The organism is Methylobacterium sp. CM6244 (genome assembly GCF_054817885.1).
Map to the genome: position 1 here is coordinate 111,659 of NZ_CM139247.1, position 19,974 is coordinate 131,632.

A 19,974-nucleotide genomic window follows, 5' to 3' on the forward strand; every position below is an offset into this window, starting at 1 on the left:
TTCCGAGTCTGTCCGAAATCTTACCAAGAGCGATCGCACGGCAACTCCGTGGCCGGCGAAGCAATTGACAGAACAATCAGCGCGAAAAATCTCTGGCGCTACTTCATCTTCGGCTGATTTTTCTGTCAAATGTGAATGGCCGGATGCGAATACATCTCATCGCCCTTGGTTCTTATGGCGACGTTCTTCCGTTTCTCGCCATCGGTGCCGAATGCCTGCGTCGCGGGCACGATGTCATCCTCGCGGCCCCTGCCCCCTTTGCCGACCACGCAACGCGCATCGGTCTGCCGTTCCACTCCCTGGGTGACTCTGACGATTACCGTCGGATTGTATCCGATCCCCGGCTCTGGCATCCGAGGCAGGGGGCGGCCGCGTTGTTCGGCAGCATGGCGGCAGCGACGGAGCAGACCTATCGCTGGATCGCCGAGAATGCGCGCAAGGGCCGTTCGATCGTCGTCGCTTCGACCCTGGCCTTCGGGGCGCGGGTAGCGCAGGAGAAGCTGCGCCTCCCGGTCATCACGATCCACGCGATGCCCATGTTGATGGAGAGCCGCTACGCCTCCCCGATCTTACCGGGCGTACCGCTCCCCTCTTGGGCGCCATCCCGGCTGCGGCACTGGATCGGCCGGGGCGCAGACAGATACGTGATCGGCCCGGCCGCTTTGCCCTCCATCAACGCGTTCCGGCAGGAACTGGGCCTCAACCCGGTGCGACGGCTGCGATACTGGTGGAATAGCCCTTCCCGTATCCTGCTCCTGTTTCCCGATTGGTTCGCCCGTGCTCAGCCGGATTGGCCGCAGCAGGCCGTGCATGTGGGCTTTCCCATCGCCGACCGGTTCGGCGACACGGATCGCCTCGGGCTCCATCTCTCACGGTTCTTGAAGGCGGGTGATCCCCCGCTCGTCTTCACCTATGGATCGGCGATGCGCCAGGCGACCGCCTTCTTCCGCATTGCCCTCGCGATCTGCCAGCGCCTGGGACGGCGCGGGGTGTTCCTCGCACCGGAACAGGGACAGGTGCCCGAGATCCTCCCGGAAACCGTGATCCATGTCCCCTACGCGCCGCTCAGCGCTTTGCTGCCGCACGCGGCGGCGCTGATCCATCATGGCGGCATCGGCACCGTGGCGCAGGCTTTGGCCGCCGGAACGCCGCAGATGATCGTCCCGGTGGCGTTCGACCATTTCGACGAGGCGGCGCGGGTGAAACACCTTCGTGCCGGCACGAGCCTCAGCCGGCGGCGTTTCACGCCCGGGCGCGGCGCGCGCCGGCTCCGCCGCCTCCTCGCATCGCCAGAGGTGGCCCAGGCCTGCCAGGAGCTGAGGTTGCGCTTCAACGGGCAGGACGGCGTGTCGGTCGCCTGCGACGCGATCGAACAAATGGCGCCCCGCCGTCGCTGAAGGGGCAGCTCCATTATACAAATGCAGCTGCAGATTGGGCTTCAGGCCAACTGCTCGATCATGCCATCGCGGATGGTGACGCGCCGGTCCATGCGGGCGGCGAGTTCCATGTTGTGGGTGGCGACGAGGGCCGCGAGGCCGGAGGCACGCACCAGCGAGACAAGAATGCCGAACACATGCGCCGCCGTGTGCGGGTCGAGATTACCGGTGGGCTCATCGGCCAACAGCAGCCGCGGGCCGTTGGCGACCGCACGAGCGATGGCGACGCGCTGCTGCTCGCCGCCCGATAATTCGGCCGGGCGGTGAACAAGGCGCTCCTTCAGGCCGAGGAAGCTCAGAAGTTCGGTGGCGCGCGCCTTGGCCTCCTTGGCGCCGAGGCCACGGATGAGCTGGGGCATCACCACGTTCTCCAGGGCCGAGAATTCCGGCAGGAGATGGTGGAACTGATAGATGAAGCCCATCTCTTCGCGGCGGAACCGCGTGCGCTCGGCATCGGGCATCGCCGCCGTGGGCTGGCCGCCGATATAGACCTCGCCGCCATCGGGTCGCTCCAGCAGGCCCGCGAGATGCAGAAGCGTCGATTTTCCGGCCCCTGAGGGTGCCACCAGAGCCACGAGTTCGCCCGGCCAGATCGCGAGATCGGCCCCCCGCAGGATGTCGAGGGCTCCCGTTCCTTGCGCGTAGCGGCGTTCGACTTTGGCGAAGAACAGGGCCGGGACCGGCGGCGCGCCGGCCTCGTCGGCAGAGGTTGTCATGATGGTTGAATCTCCCCTCAGCCGTAACGCAGGGCCTGGACCGGATCGAGCCGGGCGGCGCGCCAGGAGGGATAGAGCGTCGCCACGAGCGACAGGGCGATGGAGGTGAGGACCACCACGGTGATCTCACTGGAATTCATCTCGGCCGGAATCTCCGCGAGGAACCGCACGGTCGGATCCCAGGCGGAGGGAAACAGGACCCGCTGGATCGGCTTGATGTTGAGGGTGATGAGGACACCGAGGGCGAGGCCGCTCAGCGTCCCGACGACGCCGATCAGCGCTCCATTGATGAGGAAGACCCGCATCACCGTGCCTGGCGTGGCGCCCATCGTCCGCAGGATCGCGATATCGCTGGACTTGTCACGCACCAGCAGGATCAGGCCGGAGACGATGTTGAGGGTCGCCACCACAACGATCAGGCTGAGGATGAGGAACATCACGTTCCGCTCCACCTCCAGCGCCCCGAAGAAGGTTCGGTTGCGTTGGCGCCAGTCGGTGAGAAGCACGGGCCGCTCGGCCGCCATTTCGAGGTCGGGCCGCAATTGCGCCACCGCATCGGCGTTGTCGAGATAGACCTCGATGAGGCTGACATCGCTGTCACGGTTGAAGAAGGCCTGGGATTCGGCCAGCGGCATGAACACGAAGGTGGCGTCGAACTCGGTCATGCCGATCTCGAAGATCGCCTTCACCGTATAGGCCTTGGTGCGCGGCGCGGTGCCGAACGGTGTCGTCGCCCCCTTCGGGGTGGATAGGGTGATCTGGTCGCCGGCCTGGACGCCGAGGGACTCGGCGAGCCTTCGGCCGATGGCGACCCCGGTTCCGTCGTCGAATCCGTCGAGGGTGCCGCCCCGGATGGTCTTGGCGATGGACCCGATGGACCCGATGTCCTCGCCGCGGATACCCCGGACCAGCACGCCACTGCCGCCATAAGGCGAGGACGCGAAGGCCTGCCCTTCCACCAGCGGGATCGCCGAGCGGACGCCGGCCACCTTGGAGAGCCTCTCGGAAAGGTCGACGTAATCGGTGAACAGCTTGTCGATGGGCGTGACGAAGACGTGGCCGTTGATACCGACGATTTTGGAGAGCAGTTCGGTGCGGAACCCGTTCATCACCGAGAGGACGATGATGAGGGTGGCGACGCCGAGGGCGATGCCCAGGACCGAGAAGAAGGCCACGACGGAGACGCCGCCGCCGCGCCGCCGGGCCCGCATGTAGCGCCCGGCAATGATCCATTCGAAGGCCGCGAAGGGCGGCGTGCTGCCGCGCTCGAACAGGCCGGAGAGACCCGCCAGCCGTTCCTTCACCGTCTCTGCCAGAGCCATGCCGGCCTCAGTTCCGCTTCAAGCGCGAAATCAGGTCGATCGGTGCCACGCTCTCACGCTCGCCCCCGGCGCGGCGCTTGATCTCGACCTTGCCCTCGGCAAGGCCGCGCGGGCCCACCACGACCTGCCAGGGCAGGCCGATCAGATCGGCGGTGGCGAATTTCGCGCCCGGACGCTCGTCGCGGTCGTCGTAGAGCACCGTCAGGCCGCTGGCCTCGAGGTTGGTCTGGATCTCGGCGCAAGCGGCATCGGTCGCCGCGTCTCCGGATTTCAGATTGATGAGAGCGACGTCGAAGGGCGCCACGGAATCCGGCCAGATGATGCCGGCCTCGTCATGCGAGGCCTCGATGATCGCGGCCACCAGCCGGCTCGGGCCGATGCCGTAGGAACCCATATGAACGGGGCGGTCGACGCCGTCCGGTCCGGTCACCTTCGCGCCCATGGCCTCGGAATACTTGGTGCCGAAATAGAAGATGTGCCCGACCTCGATGCCGCGCGCGGCCATCTGCTTGTCCTCGCTGACCTCGGCGAAGGCCGCCGGCTCATGCATCTCGGATGTGGCGGCGTAGAGCGAGGTCCAGCGGTCGACAGTGCCCTGGAGGCCGGCGACATCATCGAAATCGGTGGTCACCGGCGGGACGTCGAAATCGAGATACTGCCGGTCGCAGAACACCTCGCTCTCGCCGGTCTGGGCCAGGATGATGAATTCGTGGCTGAGATCGCCGCCGATCGGTCCGGTATCGGCGCGCATGGGGATCGCCTTGAGGCCGAGGCCGGCGAAGGTGCGCAGGTAGGCCACGAACATCTTGTTGTAGGCGTGCCGGGCGTTGGCCTGGTCGAGATCGAACGAATAGGCGTCCTTCATCAGGAATTCGCGCGAGCGCATGGTGCCGAAGCGCGGGCGTACTTCGTCCCGGAACTTCCATGAGATCTGGTAGAGGTTCTTCGGCAGGTCCTTGTAGGAGCGAACGCTGCCGCGGAAGATCTCGGTGATGACCTCCTCGGCCGTGGGGCCAAACAGCATCTCGCGGTCATGTCGGTCGGAAATGCGTAGCATCTCCTTGCCGTAAGCCTCGTAGCGGCCGGATTCCTTCCACAACTCCGCCGACTGGATCGACGGCATCAGCAGTTCGATGGCGCCGGACCGATCCTGCTCCTCGCGGACCACCGCGCAGACCCTGTTGAGCACGCGCAGCCCCAAGGGCAGCCAGGCATAGATGCCCGCCGCTTCCTGACGGATCAGGCCGGCCCGCAGCATCAGGCGGTGGGAGACGATCTCCGCCTCCTTGGGCGTCTCGCGCAGGGTCGGCAGGAAATAGCGGGAGAGACGCATCGGGGGCCCTGGATCGTTTTGGAGCGCGATCGTACCGCGCATCGTTGCGGGGCACACAACACATTGCGTTGGGAAAATACAAGCGTCCTGCGGCGTCGAGAAAAACGCCGGGTGGTCCGAAACTCGGGCATTCCGCGAAACGAGAGCGAAAAACGCTCAACTCTTGCAAAAAAACGCCAGGAACCATCTCCGGAGACGTGACAATGCGCAATCCAGTTCCTATAAGCGCCACCGTGATGGTCGCGACGCCCGGAGAGGCAGCGCGAGGTCCGAGTCTCGGGAGGAAATTTCAGCCGCCACGCCGTCAGAAATGCGTGAGATAAAATAGGCTGACACGTCATCTGTCGTCTCAAAAAGCAAGGCGCGAGCCTTGCTTTTTTTATGGCCGACGTGGCTCTCCGGGTGTGGACGCAGGACGATCCGACACCTCGCCGGATCGCGGCGCTAGAGCCCCGACAACTCGAAGATCGGGATGACGACGAGAAACACGACGCTGGCGAGGAGCGTCGTCCAAATCGCCTTCTCGCGCAGCCGCGGCGCCGCGGGCGCCCCCGGGTCCTGTCCCGGCACGATCAGCGACGGGTCCGTCTCGACCTGATTGCGGATGGGCAGGATGACGAAGAGCAGCGTCCACCAGACCACGAAATAGAGGGCAAAGGCTCCAAACACCGTCAGCTTGAACAACACGACGGAGAGGATCGCCACCGCCGAGACGATGACGATCATGGTGGCCAGCGTCCGCCAGATCGTGGCCGAGACAGTCTGAACGAGGGCGCTCACGCCGCTCACACCTGCTCCAGTTCAACCAGGGTGCCGAGGAAATCCTTGGGGTGGAGGAACAGCACCGGCTTGCCGTGAGCGCCGATCTTCGGTTCGCCGGTACCGAGGACGCGGGCACCCTGAGCCTTCAGTTTGTCACGGGCGGCGATGATGTCGTCGACCTCGTAGCAGACATGGTGCACGCCGCCATTGGGGTTGCGTTCCACGAAGCTCTCGATGGGCGAACCCTCGCCCAACGGCGACATCAACTCGACCTTGCTGTTTGGCAGGTTCACGAAAACCACCGTGACGCCGTGCTCCGGCTGCGGCAGGGGCTCGGTGAGCGTGGCGCCGAGGGTGTCACGATAGATGGCACAGGCCGCGTCGAGGTCGCGCACGGCGATGGCCACGTGGTTCAGGCGTCCGATCATGGTCTGCTCCCTTCTGTGCGTCATCTGTGCGCGCATTCCCCTCCCCCTTGCGGGGAGGGGTTAGGGGTGGGGGTGGCTCCGAAGAGGTTGCGCCCTGTCCTGAACCACCCCTACCCTCATTCCCTCCCCACAAGGGGGAGGGAGGCAGCATCACACCTCCACGACCTGCACGTGGCAGGCGGGCTTCTTGCCCCAGGCTTCGTTCACGGCCGAGCGGATCGCACGATCGACGGCCTTCTCGACCGCTTCGGCATCCTTACGCTTCTGCTTCGACAGGCCGCTGAGGGTCCGCGACACGGCTTCGACGGCGACGTCGAGCATCGGCTGGCCGTTCTTGCCGCGATTGGGCAGGCCCATGATGTCGATGGCCGGCTCACCGAGAACCTCACCCTGGACGTCGATGGCGATGGCGACCGAGACGACACCGGCCTGAGACAGCTTGCGTCGCTCGGGGATCGCGCGATCCTTCGCATCGATCAGGATGTTGCCATCCTTGAACAGACGCCCGGCTTTCACGTGGTCGGTGATCTCCGGCGTGCCGGGGGCGAGGCGCACGACACTGCCGTTGCGGGCCTTGACCACGTTGCCGACACCCTGGGCCAGGGCGAAGCGGGCATGCTCGTCGAGATGGAGCGCCTCGCCGTGGACGGGAATCGCCGTCCTCGGCCGGGTCCAGGCATACATCTCAGCCATTTCGTCGCGGCGGGGATGGCCCGAGACGTGGACGAGCTTCGTCCGGTCGGTCACCACCTCGATGCCGGCATTGACCAGATCGTTGATGATTGCGCCCACCGCCCGCTCGTTGCCCGGAATGGCGCGAGACGAGAAGATCACGCGGTCGCCGGCGGCCAGCGTCACGTCGGGATGGTCGTCGCGGGAGACGCGGGCGAGCGCAGCGCGCTCCTCGCCCTGCGACCCGGTGAGCAGGCAGACCACCTTGTCGCGCGGCAGGTAGCCGTAGCTGTCGGCCGAGCGGAAATCCGGCAGGCCGTCGAGGAAGCCGCATTCGCGGGCGACACCGATCACCCGGTCCATGGCCCTGCCGACGGCGACGACCTCGCGGCCGCAATCACGCGCGGCTTCCGCCACCGCCCGCATGCGGGCGACGTTGGAGGCGAAGGTGGTGACGGCGACCCGGTGAGGCGCCTCTGCGATGAGCTCACGCAGGGTGGCGGCGACCTCGGCCTCGCTCGGGCTGCGGCCCTCGCGCACGACGTTGGTCGAATCGCTGATCATGGCGATGATGCCCTCGTCGCCCAGCTTGCGGAACGAGGCTTCCGAGGTGACGTCGCCGAGGATCGGCGTGGCGTCGAGCTTCCAATCGCCCGTATGCAGGACGAGGCCATGCGCCGTGCGGATCGCGACAGCGTTCGATTCCGGGATCGAATGCGAGACCGGAACATATTCGATCTCGAACGGACCGACGGTCACCGGCTTGTGCGCGGCGATCTCGCGCAGGATCACCTTCGGGGCGCCTGGCTCACTCAGGCGACGCGCCTCGAGCAGGTTCTTGGCGAAGCGGGTGGCGTAGACCGGAGCCTTCAACTTGGGCCACAATTCACCGATCGCGCCGATATGGTCCTCGTGCGCGTGGGTAATGAAGATGGCGAGGAGATCGTCCTTGCGCTCCTCGATGAAGCTGAGATCGGGAAACATCAGGTCGATGCCCGGGAAGCCCTCTTCCCCGGCAAAGCCCATTCCGCAATCGACCATGATCCATTTCCGGCGCTTTTCCGGCCCGAAGCCGTAGAGCGCCGCGTTCATGCCGATCTCGCCCACGCCGCCGAGCGGCACGAAGACGAGTTCGTCTTGCCCTGTCGTCATCACTGTTCAACCTCAAGCCGCCGTCGCGGCCGAACCCAAATGCACCTCGCCCGCCGTCACGGTCCGTCGCGTCCCATCATCCGATCGGACGACGAGCCGCCCCGCCTCGTCGATCGTCTCGAAAATTCCTTGCACGATCTCGCCGCCCGTTCGCACCGAGACCGGTGCGCCGATCCCGGCGGCGTCATCGAGCCAAAGCTCACGGATCGATGAAAACCCGCGGCCTCGATTCCAGCGTCGCGCTGCAACGACGATCTCATCCGACAGATGGTCGAACAGATCCTCGGCGCGCGGTTCGTGCTTTATCTGACTGAGGCTTGTCGCGGGATAAGGCAAGTCCTGCGGTGACGCGGCGACGTTGACGCCGAACCCGATCACCGCCGAGCGACGCCCGCCCGGATGAGTTTCCGCCTCCAGGAGAAGGCCCGCGAGCTTGGCACCCGATGCCAGCACGTCATTGGGCCATTTGAGGCGGAAGGGGCTTGCCCGACCGGACGTCCGATCCTCGATCCCATCCTGAGGTGCCATGCCGGCCGCCTCGAGGTGGCGTGGCCCGATCGTTCTCTTCAAGGCGGAAATCAACGCGACACCCGCTACGAAGCCCAAGCTCGGAACCTGTTCCGGATCGACGTCCGAAACCGGCCAGAGCAAGCTGGCACTGAGGTTGCCCGGCAACGACGTCCATGCGCTCCCCCTGCGGCCACGCCCCGCTTCCTGCCGGAGCGCGACAACCCACAGGGGGCCCCTTTCACCCTCGCGTGACAGCTCCATCGCCCGAGTGTTGGTGGAGCCGAGGCTCTCGTAAACGTGAAGCCGATGCCCGGCTGCTCTCGCAGCCGGGCCGAGCCGATAATCCGGCCTTTCGAGAGACAAAATCCTAGAACAGCGACTTGGCCGCGGCACCTGCCGCGCTGACAAGGGGAGAGGGCACAAGGAAGAACAGGACCACGACGGCGCTCGAGAGACCGAGCACGATGCGCAGGCCGGGCGGCATCACTTCGTAGGGAGCTTGCGGCTCGTCAAAATACATCACCTTGACCAGACGAAGGTAATAGAACGCGCCGACCACCGAGGTCACGACGCCGATCACCGCGAGGCCCACGAGATCGGCCTTGATGGCGGCGGCGAAGACATAGAACTTGCCGAAGAAGCCGGCGAGCGGCGGGATGCCGGCGAGTGAGAACATCATCGCGGCGAGGCAGAAGGCCATGACCGGATGTGTCCGGGAAAGACCGGAAAGATCGTCGACCGTCTCGTACATCTGGCCGCCGCGACGCAGCGAGAGAAGCACGGCGAAGGCGCCGAGCGTCATGGCAAGATAGATGATCATGTAGATCACCACGCCTCGGATCCCCTCCTCCGAGGCAGCGGCGAGACCGATGAGGGCGTAACCGATATTGCCGATGGAGGAATAGGCCATCAGGCGTTTGATCGAGCGCTGGCCGATGGCCGCGAAAGAACCGAGCGTCATCGAAGCGATGGCGACGAAAACGATGATCTGCTGCCAGATCGCGGTCACGTCCGGGAAGGCGCCGATGAAAACCCGCACGGTCATGGCGACGGCGGCCATCTTCGGCGCGGAGGCGAAGAACGCCGTCACAGGAGTGGGCGACCCTTCGTAGACGTCCGGTGTCCACATGTGGAACGGCACGGCAGACATCTTGAAGGCGACGCCCGCAGCGACGAACACGATGCCCAGCACGATGCCGAAACCGGCATTGTCGTTCAGTGCCGAGACGATGCCGGGGAAGGAGACGGTGCCGGTGAAGCCGTAGACCAGTGACGAGCCATAGAGCAGCATGCCGGAAGACAAGGCTCCAAGGACGAAATACTTCAGCCCGGCCTCGGTGGATTTCAGGTTGTCCCGGTGGAAGGCGGCGATCACGTAAGCAGCAAGCGACTGCAGTTCGAGGCCGAGATAGAGGGCGATCAAATCGTTGGCGGAGGCCATCACCATCATGCCGATGGTGCAGAGCATGATCAGGATCGGGAACTCGAACCGGTCGATGCGTTCGCGCTGAAAATAGTCGCGCGAGAGCAGGATCGTGGCGGCCGAGCCGAGCAGAATCAGCGCCTTCATCACCTTCGAGAAGTTGTCGATGATGAACGACCCGTTGAGGGTCGTGATCTTGGCACCCGACTGCGACACGACCACGAAGAAGGCGAGAATCAACAGGATGAGCGCGCCGACATTGATGCTCTCCACCGAGCGCTCACCCCGGAAGGCGCCGTAGAGAATCAGTCCGAGCACGCCGATCGCGAGGATCAGCTCGGGCATTACCGGCGAGAGAGAGGGCAGGACAGCCTGGATAGCGGTCATCTTACGTCGACCTTCAGCGCGCCACGGGCGGAAGAACCGCCGCGGTCTGCGTGTTCGAGAGCGCGGATTTCATGCTCTGCATCAGCGCCTCCGTGGAGGGGGCGAAGGTGTCGAGGATGGGCGCGGGATGCACGCCGTAATAGATCGTCAGGGCGACGAGAGGCGCGAGGATAAGCTTCTCACGCAGATCGAGATCGAGGATGCCCTGCAGGTTGGGCTTCTCGAGCTTGCCATAGATCACCCTGGAATAAAGCCAGAGGGCATAGCCGGCCGAAAGAATGATGCCGAAGACCGAGAAGAACGCGACCGTCGGGTTGGCCTTGAAGGCCCCCATCATGGCCAGGAACTCGCCGACGAAGCCCGACGTGCCGGGCAGGCCGACATTGGCCATGGTGAACACCATCATCGCTGCCGCATAGAGCGGCATGCGCTTCACGAGACCGCCATAGGCCGCGATCTCGCGGGTGTGCATCCGGTCGTAGACCACGCCGACGCAGACGAAGAGCGCGCCCGAGACGATGCCGTGTGAGATCATCAAGAACAGGGCGCCCTGGATGCCCTGCTCATTGAGGGTGAACAGGCCCAGCGTCACGAAGCCCATATGCGCCACAGACGAATAGGCGATGAGCTTCTTGATGTCGGTCTGCATCAGCGCGATCAGCGACGTGAAGATGATCGCGATGACCGAGAGGGCGAAGACCATCGGCGCGAAATAGGCGCTGGCATCCGGGAACATAGGCAGCGAGATCCGGATGAAGCCGTAGCCGCCCATCTTGAGCAGGATGCCGGCGAGGATCACCGAGCCGGCGGTGGGCGCTTCCACGTGGGCGTCGGGCAGCCAGGTATGGACTGGCCACATCGGCATCTTCACCGCGAAGGAGGCGAAGAAGGCGAGCCACAACCAGTATTGCATGCCGACGGGGAAGCGGGTTTGCAGCAGGGTCGGGATGTCGGTGGTGCCGGCGTGCCAGTACATCGCCATGATGGCGAGGAGCATCAGCACCGAGCCGAGCAGGGTGTAGAGGAAGAACTTGAAGCTCGCGTAGATCCGGCGCTTGCCGCCCCAGATGCCGATGATGAGGAACATCGGGATCAGGCCAGCCTCGAAGAACAGGTAGAACAGCACGAGGTCGAGAGAGCAGAACACGCCGATCATCGTCGTCTCGAGGACGAGGAACGCGACGAAATACTCCTTCACCCGCGTATTCACCGAGAGCCACGACGCACCGATGCAGAACGGCATCAGGAACGTGGTGAGCAGGATCAACGGCATCGAGAATCCGTCGACACCGAGTTTGAACTTGATCGTCTCGGCGAGCCAGCCATGGGTCTCGACAAGCTGGAAGCTCGATGTCGATGGGTCGAACCGGCCCCAGGCGACGAGGCTGAGGAGGAAGGTGACGATGGTCGTCGCGAGCGCCGCCCAGCGGGCGTTGCGCTTCACGCTCTCGGATTCGTTGCCGAGGGTCAGGATGAAGGCCGCGCCGCAGAGCGGCACGATCAGCAGGCCGGAGAGAATGCCGAGGCCGAACATCTAGCGGGCACTCCGATACGGGTTGGCGGCCGTCATTGCGCGCGACATCAGTGTCCGACCTTGGGCAGGCCGGTGAGCATGTACCAGCTGACGATGGCGGCGACGCCGATGAGCATGACGAAGGCGTAGTGATAGACGTAACCGGTCTGCAATCGGACGACCCCGCGGGTGACGTCGAGCACGCGGGTGGCGATGCCGTCGGGGCCTAGTCCGTCGATGACCCGGCCGTCGCCCTCTTTCCAAAGGAACTTGCCGAAGTTCTTGGCCGGGCGCACGAAGATCCGGTCGTAGAGTTCGTCGAAATACCACTTGTTGAGCAGGAACTGGTACAGGCTTGGCTGCTGGGCGGCGAGCCGGCCCGGCAGTTCGGGCCGGCGGATATACATCCAGAAGGCCAACAGGAAGCCGATCACCAGCATGATGAAGGGCGAGTAGGCCACCAGCGCCGGCACCGAATGGATGTCGTGCATGATGTGGTTGTCGGGGCCATGACCGAGGGCGTGCCCCCAGAACGATTCCATGCCCTCGCCGATGAAGCGGTTCTTGAACAGCAGACCGGCGAACAGGGCACCGAAGGCCAGGATAGCCAGAGGAATCGTCATCACCAGCGGGCTCTCATGCGGCGTGTGCGCATGGTCGTGATGCTCGATGGCGCTGTGAGACGCCGGCTCTACGTCATGGCCCTTGTCGTTGTGCGCGACACCCTCGTGGTGTCCCGGTGCGCCGTCGGCGGCAGCAGAGGCGGCGTGAGCCAAAGCAGGTGCAGCGTGATGATCGTCATGGTGCGCGGCGCCGTGGCCCGCCCAGCGGGCCGGCCCCTCGAACGTCATGAAGAACAGGCGCCAGGAGTAGAACGAGGTCATCAATGCGGCCACGACCGTGCACATGAAGGCGAGCGTGTGGCCGGGCCGCGTCGAGGCATAGGCCGCTTCGATGATCGCGTCCTTCGAATAGTAGCCGGCAGTGAAAGGGAAGCCGATCAGCGCTAGGGTGCCGATGGTCATCATCGCGGAGGTGAAGGGGATGTAGCGGCGGAGCGCCCCCATGTTCCGCATGTCCTGCTCGTGATGCATCGCGTGGATGACCGAGCCGGCGCCGAGGAACAGAAGCGCCTTGAAGAAAGCGTGGGTGAAGAGGTGGAACACCGCGGCCGAATAGGCACCGACGCCCAGCGCCACGAACATGTAGCCGAGCTGCGAGCAGGTCGAGTAGGCGATGACCCGCTTGATGTCGTTCTGCACCATGCCGATCGTGGCCGCGAAGAACGCGGTGATACCGCCGATGATGGTGACGACAATGAGGGCGTTCGGCGCCACTTCGAACAGGGGCGACAGGCGCGCCACCATGAAGACGCCCGCCGTCACCATGGTGGCGGCGTGGATCAGGGCGGAGACCGGTGTCGGTCCCTCCATGGCGTCCGGCAGCCAGGTATGGAGCAGGAACTGCGCCGACTTGCCCATGGCGCCCATGAACAGGAGCAGGCACGCCAGGGTCATGGCGTTCCAGTCATAGCCGAGGAAGTGGAACGTGGCGTCCTTGAGCTCCGCGGCGCGCGGCAGGATGCCGTCGAAGGCCACCGAACCGAACAGGACGAAGACGAGGAAGATGCCGAGCGAAAAGCCGAAATCGCCGACCCGGTTGACGATGAAGGCCTTCATCGCCGCCGCATTGGCTGAAGGCTTCTCATACCAGAACCCGATCAGCAGGTAGGAGGCGAGGCCGACGCCCTCCCAACCGAAGAACATCTGAACGAGGTTGTCGGCCGTCACCAGCATCAGCATGGCGAAGGTGAACAGCGACAGATAGGCGAAGAAGCGCGGCCGGTGCGGATCCTCTTCCATGTAGCCCACCGAGTAGAGGTGGACGAGAGTGGAGACCGTCGTCACCACCACCAGCATCACAACGGTCAGCGTGTCGATGCGGAAGGCCCAATCGACCACGAGGTCACCGGCGGTGAACCACGTCGCCACCTGCACGCGGGTGGCATGATCGGAGCCCGGAACCTCGAAGAACGCGCCCCAGGACAGGAGCGCTGAGAAGGCCAGGAAGCCAGTAGTGATGTACTCGCACACGCGAGGGCCGAGCTGCCGGCCGAACAGGCCGGCGAGCAGGGCGCCGATGAGCGGGAAGAAGACGATCGCGTGATACATCGCTGGCTGGCCCGGCCTCCGGAAGCGTGCCGGATACCCGGCCTCGCTCCATTCTCGTCAATGGGATCGCGCGGTAAGCCGCGCGGCTCGGCTTGGGTGAAGCTCAGCCCTTCATCATGTTCACGTCCTCCACCGCGATGGAGCCGCGGTTTCGGAAGAACACGACGAGGATAGCGAGCCCGATGGCTGCCTCCGCCGCCGCCACCGTGAGCACGAACAGGGCGAAGATCTGGCCAGTGATGTCGTTGAGATGGGTGGAGAACGCGACGAGGTTGATGTTCACCGCGAGTAGGATGAGCTCGACCGACATCAGGATGACGATGATGTTCTTGCGGTTCACGAAGATGCCGAGCACGCCGAGCGTGAACAGGATCGCCGCCACCGTCAGGTAATGGCTCAAGCCGATCATGAGCGCTGATCCTTGTGTTGAGCCGACATCAGACCTCGACGCCCTGGCGAGACGGCACCTTGCGGGTTTCCACCGCCATCCCCTGCGTCCGTGCATTCTGCACGGCGATGTTCTGGCGCTTCACGCCGGGCCGGTCACGCAAAGTGAGCACGATGGCCCCGATCATCGCCACCAGCAGAATCAGACCGGCCAGCTGGAAGAAGAAAACGTAATCGGTGTACAGCACGCGCCCGAGCATCTGGGTGTTGGTGACACCCTCGACACTGGCGAGAGGACCGAGCGGCGCCTGCATCAGGCCGGGATCGATCGTCCAGGAGCCGACCACCAGCAGGAGCTCGATGAGGAAGATCGCGCCAATCAATGCGCCGATCGGCAAGTACTGCTGGAAGCCCTGGCGCAGCTGCGCGAAATCGACGTCGAGCATCATCACGACGAAGAGGAAGAGCACAGCGACGGCGCCGACATAGACGACCACCAGGATCATCGCCAGGAACTCGGCCCCCATCAGCACGAACAAGCCGGCCGCGTTGACGAAGGCGAGGATGAGGAAGAGCACCGACGCGACAGGGTTGCGCGAGGTGATGACCATGAACGCGGACGCGATCGCGACACCGGCGAACAGGTAGAAGAAGGCTGCGGCTGCACTCATGCGATTATGGAGATCAGCCGTCCCGAGGACGGCCCCTTCTGCCTAAATTCAAACCAGCCCGTGCAGGCCGCCCGTCTATAGAACCCACCCCTGCGGCGCACAACCGCCGGAGCGTCGTGTCATCACCGGTATGGTGCGTCCACTGCGAGATTGCGCGCGATCTCGCGCTCCCAGCGGTCGCCATTCAGGAGAAGCTTCTCCTTGTCGTAGAGAAGCTCCTCGCGGGTCTCCACGGAGAACTCGAAGTTCGGCCCTTCCACGATGGCATCCACCGGACAAGCCTCCTGGCACATGCCGCAATAGATGCATTTCACCATGTCGAGGTCGTAGCGTGTGGTGCGGCGCGTGCCGTCGTTGCGGCGCGGGCCAGCCTCGATGGTGATGGCCTGCGCGGGACAGATCGCCTCGCACAGCTTGCAGGCGATGCAGCGTTCCTCACCGTTCGGATAGCGGCGCAGCGCGTGCTCGCCGCGAAAGCGCGGCCCGCGATGCCCCATCTCGAAGGGGTAGTTGATCGTGGCCTTGGGCTTGAAGAAGTAGCGCATGGCGAGGGCGAACCCCGACACGAACTCCTTCAGCAGCAGACCCTTTGCGACCTGATCGAGCTTCATGGCTCGGATCTCCGTGAGGGGTTGTCAGACGCCCGGCGCAAGGCCGGTCAGCTTGAGGACGAAGGCGACGACCACGACCGAGACGAGGGAAAGCGGAAGGAACACCTTCCAGCCGAGGCGCATGAGTTGGTCGTAGCGGTAGCGCGGCACCATGGCCTTCACCATGGCGATCATGAAGAAGAGGAAGCTGGCCTTCAGAGCGAACCAGATCAGGCCCGGCACCCAGGTGAACGGTGCGAAGGGAATCGGCGAGAGCCAGCCGCCCAGGAACAGCACCGTTCCCAACGCGCACATGGTCATGATCGCCACGTACTCGCCGAGCATGAACAGCAGGTAGGGCGTCGAGGAATACTCGACCATGTAGCCGGCCACGAGCTCTGACTCGGCTTCCGGCAGATCGAAGGGCGGGCGGTTGGTCTCGGCGAGCGCCGAGACGAAGAACACCACGAACATTGGAAACAGCCAGAGCCAGTACCAGCCGAGAATGCCCAGTGAGGTGTCCTGCGCCATCACGATGCGCGAAAGGTTGAGCGACCCGGCGCAGAGGAGGACGCAGATGATGACGAATCCGAGGGAGACCTCGTACGAGATCATCTGGGCCGCGGAGCGGAGCGCGCCGAGGAAGGCGTATTTCGAGTTCGAGGCCCAGCCGCCCATCAGCACGCCGTAGACGCCGAGCGACGAGATCGCGAAAATGTAGGTGATGCCGACATTGAGGTCGGCGATGGCCCAGCCTTCCGCCAGAGGGATCACCGCCCAGGCGGCGAGAGCCAGGGTGGCGAAAACCAGGGGCGCCAGCAAGAACAGGCCCTTATTGGCGCCCGCCGGAATTACCGGCTCCTTCAGCACGAACTTCAGCAGATCGGCGAAGGACTGGAACAGGCCCCATGGCCCGACGACGTTGGGGCCGCGCCGCAACTGCACCGCCGCCCAGATCTTACGATCGGCCAGCAGCGCATAGGCAATGAACACCAGCAGCAAGGCGAGGAGCACGAAGCTCTTCAAGATCAGCAGTAGGACGGTGCCGACGATTTCCAGCATGGTCGGCAGCCCTTATTCCGCCGCTTCGAGACCGCGCGTCTGCGCGAGGCTCGAACATTCGGCCAAGACCCGCGAAGCGCGGGCGATAGCGTTGGTGAGGTAGAAATCCGGAACCGCGGACACGAAGGCCGAACGGCCCGGCTCGCCTCCGAGCCCCGCAAGCGTGTCGACGGTGGCGGCTACGTCGCTGGTGGCTACCGCGTCGAGGGCAGCGAAATGCGGGTACGCCGCATAGAGGTCGCGACGCAGAGCCCCGAGCGAATCGAAGGGAAGGCGCTTGCCGAGGACATCGGAGAGCGCCCGCAGGATCGCCCAATCCTCGCGGGCGTCACCCGGCGGGAAACCGGCGCGGTTGGTCGTCTGAACACGGCCTTCGAGATTGACGAAAGTGGCGTTCTTCTCGGTATAGGCCGCGCCTGGCAGTATCACGTCCGCGCGGGTCGCGCCGCGATCGCCATGGGTGCCCTGGTAGATCACGAACGCGCCTGCGCCGATCTCGACCTCGTCGGCACCGAGGTTGAACAGCACATCGAGGGCGCCCGGCTCCGCCATCCGCCCGAATCCGAGGCTCCCCTCCCCCGGCACGAAGCCGAGATCGAGCGCGCCGACGCGGGCTGCAGCGGTCTGGAGCACGGCAAAGCCGTTCCACTCGGCGGTGACCGCACCGATATCCTTGGCGAGCGCCGCCACCGACGAGAGGATGGCAGCGCCGTCGGGCCGGGTCAGCGCGCCGGTTCCCACTATCACGAGGGGTCGACTGGCGCTTTTCAGCACCTCGGCGAAGCTATGCTTTCCGGCGGCGATATCGGCCAGGGTTTCGGAGCCGGCGCCGAGATAGGTATGGGGATAGGTAAGATCCGCCGCCTCGCCGATCAGGCCCACAGCGAGAGGCGCCATGCGCCAGCGCTTGCGGATACGAACGTTGAGAAGCGAGGCTTCCAGGCGCGGGTTCGTCCCGACGAGCAGGATCGCATCCGCCTCCTCAATACCCGGAATGGTGGGATTGAACGTGTAGGCGGCGCGCCCCCAAGCCGGGTCGATCGCCTCGCCGGCCTGACGGCAATCGAGATTGGTCACGCCGAGCGACCCCATCAGGGTCTTCAGGGCATAGATCTCCTCCACGGCGGCAAGGTCACCGACGATGGCGCCAACACGCTTCGGGTCGGCGCTCTTCATCCGGGCGGCGATGGCGGCGAACGCCTCGCCCCAGGAGGCGGGGCGCAGGCGGCCGTTCTCACGCAGGTACGGCCGGTCGAGACGCTGCGCCCGAAGCCCGTCCACCGCATGGCGGGTCTTGTCGGAGATCCACTCCTCGTTGATGTCTTCGTTCACCCGAGGCTCGATCTGCATGACCTCACGGCCACGGGCGTCCACACGGATGGCGCAGCCGACTGCGTCCATCACGTCGATGGATTCGGTCTTCGTCAGCTCCCAGGGCCGCACCTCGTAGCTCTGTGGCTTGTGGACGAGGGCGCCCACGGGGCAGAGATCGGCGACGTTGCCCTGAAGCTCGGAGCCCATGGCACTCTCGAGATAGCTCGTGATCTCCATGTCCTCGCCACGCCCGATGGCGCCGAGATCCGGCACGCCGGCCACTTCCGCGAGAAAGCGGACGCAGCGGGTGCAGTGGATGCAGCGGTTCATGGCGGTCCGCACCAGCGGGCCGATATATTTCTCCTCCACGGCGCGCTTGTTCTCGCCGTAACGGGTCGAATCCACGCCGTAGGCCATCGCCTGATCCTGCAGGTCACAATGGCCGCCCTGGTCGCAGATCGGACAATCGAGTGGATGGTTGATGAGGAGGAACTCCATCACCCCCTCGCGGGCCTTTTTCGTGGTTCCGGACCGCGTCAGGATCTCCGGCGGCTCACCATTGGGTCCGGGGCGGCAGTCCTTCACCGCATAGGCGCATGAGGCGACGGGCTTAGGCGCCCCCTTCAGCTCGACGAGACACATCCGGCAATTGCCCGCGATGGACAGCCGTTCGTGGAAGCAGAAGCGCGGGATCTCCGCGCCCGCGACTTCGCAAGCTTGCAGGAGGGTGTACTCGGCCGGAACATCGACCTCGGTGCCGTCGACGATGAGCTTTGTCATGCGTGCTTCTCGGTAACGAATTTCGGTCCGAACGACATGGCGATCACTCCGCGGCGATCCGCACAGGATCGCTGTGCGGGTTGGCGCTGTAGCGGTCGATGCGCTTCTCGATCTCGGGACGAAAATGGCGGATGAGGCCCTGAATCGGCCAGGCCGCCGCGTCGCCGAGCGCGCAGATCGTGTGCCCCTCGATCTGCTTCGTCACGTCGAGGAGCATGTCGATCTCGCGACGCTGGGCGCGGCCTTCGGCCATGCGCAGCATCACACGCCACATCCAGCCCGTGCCCTCGCGGCAAGGCGTGCACTGGCCGCAGGATTCGTGCTTGTAGAAATAGGCGATGCGGGCAATCGCCGACACGATGTCGGTGGAGCGGTCGAGGACGATGACCGCCGCCGTGCCAAGACCGGAGCCGAGATTCTTCAGGGTGTCGAAGTCCATCTTGGCGTCGATGATCTGCTCAGCCGGCACCAGGGGCACTGAAGAGCCGCCGGGGATGGAGCAGAGCAGGTTGTCCCAGCCGCCGCGCATGCCACCGCAATGCTTGTCGATCAGCTCGCGGAAGGTGATGCCGAGTTCTTCCTCGACGTTGCACGGCTTGTTGACATGGCCCGACACGCAGAACAGCTTGGTGCCGGTGTTGTTCTTGCCCCCCAACCCGGCGAACCAAGCCCCGCCCCGGCGCAGGATAGTCCCCGCCACCGCGATCGACTCGACGTTGTTCACCGTGGTGGGACAGCCGTAGAGGCCCATATTGGCGGGGAAAGGCGGCTTCAGCCGCGGCATGCCCTTCTTGCCTTCGAGGCTTTCCAGCAGGGCGGTTTCCTCGCCGCAAATGTAGGCGCCGGCACCGTGATGGACGTAGATGTCGAACGGGTAGCCGTGGACATTGTCCTTGCCGACGAGACGAGCCGCGTAAGCTTCGTCGACCGCCTTCTGCAAGGCGTGTTTCTCGGCGACGTACTCGCCACGGATGTAGATGTAGCAGGCATGGGCGGCCATCGAGAACGAGGCCAGCATGCAGCCCTCGATCAGGAGATGCGGATCGTGCCGCATGATCTCCCGGTCCTTGCAGGTCCCCGGCTCGGATTCGTCGGCATTGACCACGAGGTAGTGCGGGCGCCCATCCGACTTCTTGGGCATGAAGGACCATTTCAGGCCCGTCGGGAAGCCGGCACCGCCGCGCCCGCGCAACCCGGACGCTTTCATCTCGTCGATGATCCAGTCGCGGCCCATTTCCAGCAGGAACTTGGTGCCGTCCCACGCGCCGCGCTTCCTGGCCTCTTCCAGACCGGGCGAATGCAGACCGTACAGATTGGTGAAGATGCGATCCTGATCGGAGAGCAT

17 protein-coding genes are annotated in these 19,974 nt (G+C 64.7%); 1 reads left to right on the top strand and 16 read right to left on the bottom strand.

Features of this window, described 5'->3' with window-relative positions; genetic code table 11:
- Nucleotides 1–143: 143 nt before the first annotated feature.
- Nucleotides 144–1,397 (top strand): glycosyltransferase, encoded by a 1,254-nt coding sequence (locus tag ACYQML_RS00525; protein ID WP_056434348.1) that lies wholly within the window; start codon nucleotides 144–146, stop codon nucleotides 1,395–1,397.
- A 41-nt stretch (nucleotides 1,398–1,438) separates the two neighbouring features.
- On the opposite strand, the gene ACYQML_RS00530 is transcribed toward ACYQML_RS00525, so the two are convergent.
- From ACYQML_RS00530 to nuoF, 16 genes are all read right to left on the bottom strand, one after another.
- Entirely contained in the window at nucleotides 1,439–2,152 is a 714-nt protein-coding gene (locus ACYQML_RS00530; RefSeq protein ID WP_056434349.1) for an ABC transporter ATP-binding protein, read from the bottom strand.
- A 17-nt stretch (nucleotides 2,153–2,169) separates the two neighbouring features.
- Nucleotides 2,170–3,474, bottom strand: coding sequence for a lipoprotein-releasing ABC transporter permease subunit (locus ACYQML_RS00535; RefSeq protein ID WP_461234383.1), 1,305 nt, complete (start codon nucleotides 3,472–3,474; stop codon nucleotides 2,170–2,172).
- Nucleotides 3,475–3,481: 7 nt separating this feature from the next.
- A complete protein-coding gene (gene proS / locus ACYQML_RS00540) occupies nucleotides 3,482–4,807 on the bottom strand; it encodes a proline--tRNA ligase (RefSeq protein WP_461234384.1) in 1,326 nt (441 codons plus the stop codon).
- A 444-nt stretch (nucleotides 4,808–5,251) separates the two neighbouring features.
- Nucleotides 5,252–5,596 (bottom strand): DUF1467 family protein, encoded by a 345-nt coding sequence (locus ACYQML_RS00545; RefSeq protein WP_056434354.1) that lies wholly within the window; start codon nucleotides 5,594–5,596, stop codon nucleotides 5,252–5,254.
- Complete coding sequence (mce, locus tag ACYQML_RS00550; protein WP_056434356.1) at nucleotides 5,593–5,997, bottom strand: methylmalonyl-CoA epimerase; 405 nt, start codon at nucleotides 5,995–5,997, stop codon at nucleotides 5,593–5,595. Before mce ends, ACYQML_RS00545 begins: the two co-directional genes overlap by 4 nt.
- 150 nt (nucleotides 5,998–6,147) lie before the next feature.
- Nucleotides 6,148–7,821 (bottom strand): ribonuclease J, encoded by a 1,674-nt coding sequence (locus tag ACYQML_RS00555; protein ID WP_056434357.1) that lies wholly within the window; start codon nucleotides 7,819–7,821, stop codon nucleotides 6,148–6,150.
- 12 nt (nucleotides 7,822–7,833) lie between these two features.
- Nucleotides 7,834–8,592, bottom strand: coding sequence for a biotin--[acetyl-CoA-carboxylase] ligase (locus ACYQML_RS00560; RefSeq protein ID WP_244483703.1), 759 nt, complete (start codon nucleotides 8,590–8,592; stop codon nucleotides 7,834–7,836).
- Between the two features lie 106 nt (nucleotides 8,593–8,698).
- The gene (gene nuoN, locus ACYQML_RS00565) at nucleotides 8,699–10,141 is read right to left on the bottom strand and encodes an NADH-quinone oxidoreductase subunit NuoN (protein WP_461234385.1); all 1,443 of its coding nucleotides are present in this window, start codon (nucleotides 10,139–10,141) and stop codon (nucleotides 8,699–8,701) included.
- Between the two features lie 13 nt (nucleotides 10,142–10,154).
- On the bottom strand, nucleotides 10,155–11,675 hold the full coding sequence (locus tag ACYQML_RS00570; RefSeq protein ID WP_207412262.1) for an NADH-quinone oxidoreductase subunit M: 1,521 nt from the start codon (nucleotides 11,673–11,675) through the stop codon (nucleotides 10,155–10,157).
- A gap of 47 nt (nucleotides 11,676–11,722) precedes the next feature.
- Nucleotides 11,723–13,825, bottom strand: a complete 2,103-nt coding sequence (gene nuoL / locus ACYQML_RS00575) for an NADH-quinone oxidoreductase subunit L (RefSeq protein ID WP_461234386.1) — start codon at nucleotides 13,823–13,825, stop codon at nucleotides 11,723–11,725.
- Between the two features lie 103 nt (nucleotides 13,826–13,928).
- Nucleotides 13,929–14,234: an NADH-quinone oxidoreductase subunit NuoK gene (gene nuoK, locus ACYQML_RS00580; protein ID WP_056434368.1), complete on the bottom strand. Its 306-nt coding sequence runs from the start codon at nucleotides 14,232–14,234 to the stop codon at nucleotides 13,929–13,931.
- A gap of 28 nt (nucleotides 14,235–14,262) precedes the next feature.
- The gene (locus ACYQML_RS00585) at nucleotides 14,263–14,883 is read right to left on the bottom strand and encodes an NADH-quinone oxidoreductase subunit J (RefSeq protein ID WP_056434370.1); all 621 of its coding nucleotides are present in this window, start codon (nucleotides 14,881–14,883) and stop codon (nucleotides 14,263–14,265) included.
- A gap of 122 nt (nucleotides 14,884–15,005) precedes the next feature.
- Nucleotides 15,006–15,494, bottom strand: a complete 489-nt coding sequence (gene nuoI, locus ACYQML_RS00590; RefSeq protein ID WP_056434372.1) for an NADH-quinone oxidoreductase subunit NuoI — start codon at nucleotides 15,492–15,494, stop codon at nucleotides 15,006–15,008.
- A 24-nt stretch (nucleotides 15,495–15,518) separates the two neighbouring features.
- On the bottom strand, nucleotides 15,519–16,535 hold the full coding sequence (gene nuoH, locus ACYQML_RS00595) for an NADH-quinone oxidoreductase subunit NuoH (protein ID WP_056434374.1): 1,017 nt from the start codon (nucleotides 16,533–16,535) through the stop codon (nucleotides 15,519–15,521).
- Between the two features lie 12 nt (nucleotides 16,536–16,547).
- Nucleotides 16,548–18,629, bottom strand: coding sequence for an NADH-quinone oxidoreductase subunit NuoG (gene nuoG, locus ACYQML_RS00600; RefSeq protein WP_461234387.1), 2,082 nt, complete (start codon nucleotides 18,627–18,629; stop codon nucleotides 16,548–16,550).
- Nucleotides 18,630–18,672: 43 nt separating this feature from the next.
- Nucleotides 18,673–19,974 (bottom strand): NADH-quinone oxidoreductase subunit NuoF, encoded by a 1,302-nt coding sequence (gene nuoF / locus ACYQML_RS00605; RefSeq protein ID WP_056434378.1) that lies wholly within the window; start codon nucleotides 19,972–19,974, stop codon nucleotides 18,673–18,675.